This window comes from Rathayibacter sp. AY1D9, assembly GCF_002932395.1.
Classification (GTDB): domain Bacteria; phylum Actinomycetota; class Actinomycetes; order Actinomycetales; family Microbacteriaceae; genus Rathayibacter.
This window is the reverse complement of sequence record NZ_PSVQ01000067.1, coordinates 1-4,978: the sequence shown is the minus strand read 5'-3', so window position 1 is coordinate 4,978 and position 4,978 is coordinate 1. Positions and strand designations below refer to the sequence as shown.

The window sequence follows — 4,978 nt, the reverse complement described above, 5'->3', positions numbered from 1 at the left end:
GGCCGGGGCGGGGCCGGAGGGCGGCGTCAGGCGGGGCGGCGGAGGGCGGTCTCGACGAGCGAGACGAGGCCGTGCGGGCCGAGCTGGCCGGCGAGCAGGTCGAGCGGAGTGGGGACGGGCAGCGCCGAGGCGGCGCGGCCGAGGCGGGAGGCGGGCACGGGGGCGGCCTCGCGCTCCTCCGGCTCCGGGTCGGCGAGGGCCAGCGCGACAGTGGCGGCCACGTCCTCGACCGCGCGGACGCAGCCGAAGCGGACGATCCGCTCGTCGTCGATCAGGGCCTCGCCGTAGCCCGCGCGGAACGCCGAGCGCTGCACGTCGCTGATCGGCCGCGAGTAGATGACGCCCAGCTCGATCAGGAGCAGGTCGGCCTCCCGCGGGGCGACGGTGGCCTCGTCGAAGTCGATCAGCCAGGGGCGGCCGCTCTCGTCGATGACGACGTTGCCGGGATGCGGGTCGCCGTGGAGGGGCACGCGGGAGGTGGGCGTGCGGGCGCGCTTCAGCCGCCGCTCAGCGCCGGCGAGGGCGTCGAGGCGGGAGCGGTTCGCGCGCCACAGCGCGGTGAGGCGGGGGCGGGGCTCCGGCTGCGCGTCGATCCTCCCGTCGGTCTCGGCGAGGAGGTCGGCGAGCGGACGGCGGACGCGGCGGATGCCCCGCCGCACGGGAGGCGCGAGGGTCGGCGGCTCGGCGTCGTGCACGGAGCGCAGGACCGCGCCGAACCCCTCCCAGTCGAGGGCGTCCTCGCCGGAGTCGACGGCGTCCTCGCCGAGGATCCACGGCGCGACCGAGACCCGCAGCCCACGGTCCTCCACCCAGGGGCGCCCGTCGGAGGCGCGGTGCGGCGCCGCGACGCCCGGCACCCCCGCCTCTCCCAGCGACGCCGAGAGCGCGAGTCCGAAGCGCCCGTCGCGGGCCGACGCCTTGACGCTCCACAGCGCCCCGGAGCCGTCGGCCGCGCACCAGACGCGCGCTCCGTGGTCGAGTCCGCCGACGACGGGCTCCAGGTCGACGAGGCCGACGCCGAACTCGCGGCGCACCAGAGAGCGCGCCCAGGCGCCCGCCTCCTCGATCGTGTCCATCCCGCTCATGCTGACGCGCGGGCGCCCCGCGAGCAGGTGCTTGCGCGATCGGTGATCGTAGGCATGGGTGCGGGCTGAGCCGCGTCTCAGGCTCGGGCGGGGAAGAGGGCGAGCCGCTGCTCCGTCCCCTGCTGCCGGACCGTGAGAACGGGAGCCGCGAGCGCGTGACCGTGGTGGTAGCCCGTCACCGACTCGGGGGCGTCCCCGGCGGTGAGGGGCAGGAACGCGATCGGCGAGAGGTCCGCGTCGGCACGGAACAGCGAGAGCGCCCTCGCGGTGACGACGGCCAGCAGCACGGGGTCCGGCTTCGCCGCGCGCAGCGCGGGGAGGTCGACCGCGGCTCCGGCGACCGCGAGCGTCCGCAGCGAGGCCAGCGTCTCCGGAGTGTTCAGCACCGCGGTGACGCCGCCGTCCGGATGCTCGGCCCGCAGCCTCTCGAGGCTCGGCCGTGACCACCGCTCCTCGACGCGCCGCCGGAGCCCGAAGCCGAGCCCCGCGACGATCACCGCGGCCACAGCGAGCACCACGCCCCACCCTCCGTAGAGCTGGAACGCCCGGGCCCCCGACCACGCCGCCGCGACGACCACCGTCGCCCCGAAGAACGCCTCGCTCCCGAGCGACCGCAGCCGGGTCGACTGCACCTCCTGCGTCACGAGCGCTCCTCCGGGTCGGGCGGACCTCCGGGCGGGATCACGTCAGCGCATGATCCCACCGGCGCCTGCGGGTCGGGCGGGGATCCGTCGCGCGGAAGGCCGGCTCAGCGCCCGCGCCGCGCCCGCGGATCGGTGAGGAGCCGCACCGGGGGGAGGTCGGCCAGGTCGGGGGACACGAAGCCGAGCACGTCGGAGTGGTGGTCGGCGGAGGCACGGCGGAGGAAGGACCAGCACTTGAGCGAGGACGGGCGCCGGTCGAGGGGGAGGGGAGCGGCCTCCACGATGGTCACGGTGGCGGAGCAGTGCAGGATCCGCACGGGCACGCGGCTCTCGCGGCCGTCGACGGTCCAGCTGGAGACGCCGCGGATGCGGCCGTCCTCGCGGTCGACCCCGACGGTGAGGACGCTCCGGAAGTCGTCGGACGCGGCGCCCATTCCGATCTGGAAGTCGCCGTCGGCGCCGTCGAGCACGAAGGCGACGTCGAGTCCGCGGCGGTGCCGGACGGTGAAGGTGGCGAGCAGGGGACCGCTCCCGAACCTCGGGGCCTCGTCGCGGGCCTGCCGGACACGCTGCTCCGCGTCGTCCCTGTCCATGGAGCCACTCCTGCCGTCCCGGCGGAGCGGGGCCCGCGCGCCCGTCGAGCCTAGGGGGAGCGGGACGGCGTCACCCCGCGCGAGGCAGCGTCACCCGGAAGCGGGCGCCGACGGGCCCCGCCTCCGCCACGAGGTCGCCGCCGAGCGCCCGGGCCAGCCCGCGCGCGATCGGCAGGCCGAGGCCCGAGCCGCCGTCGGCGCGGTTGCGGGCGTCGTCGAGGCGGACGAGGCGGTCGAAGACGCGCTCACGGTCGGCCTCGGCGATGCCGGGGCCGTCGTCGTCGACGGTGATCGTGACGGAGTCGGCGGCCGCCTCGACGGCGACGTCCATCCGGGAGCGGGCGAAGCGGGCACCGTTCTCGAGGAGGTTGCCGAGCACCTGAGCCAGCCGGTCGGCGTCGGCGCTCACCAGGAGCGGCTCGGCGGGCCGCTGCAGCTCGATCGCGAGGCCCGGGCGGCGCAGCTCCTGGCGCTCGATCGCGGCCTCGGCGACGACCGCCGGGTCCAGCGGACGCGACTCCAGAGCCAGGCCCTCGTCCAGCCGCGCCATCAGCAGCATGTCCTGGATGAGGCGGCCCGCGCGCAGCGACTCCCGCACGACGTGCACCGAGAGGCGCTCGCGCTCCTGCTCGCCGCCGTCGGCGCGGACGAGCGCGTCGGCGGCGGCCTGGATGCCGGCGACCGGCGTCCGCAGCTCGTGCGCGGCGTCCGAGACGAACGCGCGCATCCGCTGCTCCGCCGCGAGGGCCGTCGCCTCGGCGGCGAGGGCGCTGCGCTCGGCCTGCTCGAGGTCGTCGAGCATCTCGTCGAACGCGGTCGCGGTGCGGCCGAGCTCGGTCCGCGGACGGGAGGGGCGCAGCCGCCGCCCGCGGTCGCCGTGCGCGATGTCGCGGGCCACGTCGGTCATCCGCTCGAGGGGCCGGAGGGTCGCGCGGACCACGACGATCAGCGCGAGGGCGGCCAGCAGGAGGAACACGGCCGACGCGGCGAGCAGGATCCCGTTCAGCTGCGCGAGGGTGCTGCCCACCGATCCGGCCTCGCTGGTGAGCTCGAGGCGGGTGCCGTCGCTGAGGGTCGACTCGAGGGTGATCAGCTCGTCGTCGGCGGCGACGCTGCTCGAGACGACGGTGACGGCGGCGGACGCGGCTCGGGGCGGGACGGCTCCGGAGGAGGAGCTCGTGCCGGGAGGCGACGGCGGCTCTCCGAGCTGGTCGGCGGCTCCCGGGCCCAGGCGCAGCTGCTCCGGGCTCGGCCCGGCCACGACGTCCTCGCCCTCGGGGCTCGTGATCCGCACCGAGACGCCCTGCGCCGAGAGTCGCGAGGCGAGGGCGTCGTCGGCGATCGTGCCGACCAGCGCGGCGGCGGCGGAGGCGCGGTCCTGCAGCCGCTCCTCGATCTGGTCGCGGAGGCGCTCGCCGAGCACCGCCTGCACCGTCGCCGAGAGGGCCAGGAGCAGCACGGCCAGCAGAGCGAGCACGGCCAGGACGGTGCGGAGGCGGAGGGAGCCGGTCCGCAGGGCGCCCGGCTGGGAGCGGCTCACGCCTCCACCCGGTAGCCGAGGCCGCGGACGGTGTGCACGAGGCGGTCGCCGTGCGCCTCCATCTTCTTGCGAAGGGAGCTGAGGTGCACCTCGACGAGGTTCGGGTCGACGTGGTCGTAGCCCCAGACCTGCGTGAGGATCTGGGTCTTGGTGAGGGTGCGGCCGCGGTTCCCGGCGAGGAAGGCGAGGAGGCGGAACTCGGTCGCGGTGAGGTCGAGGGCGACGCCGCCGCGGCGGGCGCGGCCCGACTCCGGGTCGACGACGAGGTCGCCGATCTCGACGACGGACGGGATGCGGCCGCGGCGGCGCAGCACGGCGGTCACGCGCTTGACGAGCTCGGCGAGCACGAACGGCTTCACCACGTAGTCGTCGACGCCCTCGTCGAAGCCGCGGAGGCGGTCGTCGACCGCGTCGCGGGCGGTGAGCATGATCACGGCCGCGTCGCTGCTGCGGCGGATCCGCTCGGCGAGCACGATGCCGCTCGGGCCGGGGAGCATCCAGTCGAGGATCACCAGGTCCGGAGCGAAGGTGCTCAGCTCGCGGGCGAGGTCCTCGCCGGAGACGAGACCGCGGACCGTGAAGCGCTCGCTGCGCAGCGCGGTCTCGACGGAGGAGCGGATGGCGTCGTCGTCCTCGATGAGGAGCACACGGGCGGAGGAGGGCATGTGGTCGAACCTAGGGGCCGCGGATCGGGGCGCACCCGGCGTCTGCTGTGGAGGGTCTGTTCTTAAGTCCGGCTTCAGATTCGCCTTCGAATCTGAGATGGAACCGGCCGCAACCGATCCCGAACGGGGTCGGCACCGGGCCGGAACGAGGAGACACCCATGACTGAGTCGACCACCCCCGCCGAGAAGGGCTCGAGCTTCGGGCCGCGCCGTCCGAAGAAGCGCGCCCTGACCATCGGCATCGCCGTCGGCGCACTCGGACTCGTCGCGCTCGGCTCGACCGCCGCGTTCGCCGCGACGCCGTCGAGCACGCCGACCTCCAGCGCCACACCGCTGCACTCCACCTCGACCGGTGCGCCGTCCACCGGTGCGCCGTCGACCGACGCGCCCGCCGAGGGCACCGCTCCCACCCCGCCCGGCCCCGGCCGGTGCGGCCCCGCCGGCCGGGGCC

At 76.1% G+C, this 4,978-nt stretch carries 6 protein-coding genes; 1 reads left to right on the top strand and 5 read right to left on the bottom strand.

Annotated elements, in window-relative coordinates:
- Positions 1 to 26: 26 nt before the first annotated feature.
- The 5 genes from C5C50_RS16445 to C5C50_RS16425 all read right to left on the bottom strand — a co-directional run bounded on the left by C5C50_RS16445 (position 27) and on the right by C5C50_RS16425 (position 4,527).
- Entirely contained in the window at positions 27 to 1,076 is a 1,050-nt protein-coding gene (locus C5C50_RS16445) for an aminoglycoside phosphotransferase family protein (protein WP_181133962.1), read from the bottom strand.
- 86 nt (positions 1,077 to 1,162) lie between these two features.
- Complete coding sequence (locus C5C50_RS16440) at positions 1,163 to 1,729, bottom strand: hypothetical protein (RefSeq protein ID WP_104273941.1); 567 nt, start codon at positions 1,727 to 1,729, stop codon at positions 1,163 to 1,165.
- Positions 1,730 to 1,833: 104 nt separating this feature from the next.
- Positions 1,834 to 2,322 (bottom strand): hypothetical protein, encoded by a 489-nt coding sequence (locus C5C50_RS16435; RefSeq protein ID WP_104273940.1) that lies wholly within the window; start codon positions 2,320 to 2,322, stop codon positions 1,834 to 1,836.
- 70 nt (positions 2,323 to 2,392) lie between these two features.
- Complete coding sequence (locus tag C5C50_RS16430; protein WP_104273939.1) at positions 2,393 to 3,862, bottom strand: HAMP domain-containing sensor histidine kinase; 1,470 nt, start codon at positions 3,860 to 3,862, stop codon at positions 2,393 to 2,395.
- A complete protein-coding gene (locus tag C5C50_RS16425) occupies positions 3,859 to 4,527 on the bottom strand; it encodes a response regulator transcription factor (protein ID WP_104225192.1) in 669 nt (222 codons plus the stop codon). The genes C5C50_RS16430 and C5C50_RS16425 overlap by 4 nt, the downstream gene beginning before the upstream one ends.
- 159 nt (positions 4,528 to 4,686) lie before the next feature.
- Here C5C50_RS16425 and C5C50_RS17140 point away from each other — a divergent pair.
- Positions 4,687 to 4,978 (top strand): hypothetical protein (locus tag C5C50_RS17140; RefSeq protein ID WP_374954509.1); only part of this gene is annotated, 292 nt, incomplete at its 3' end.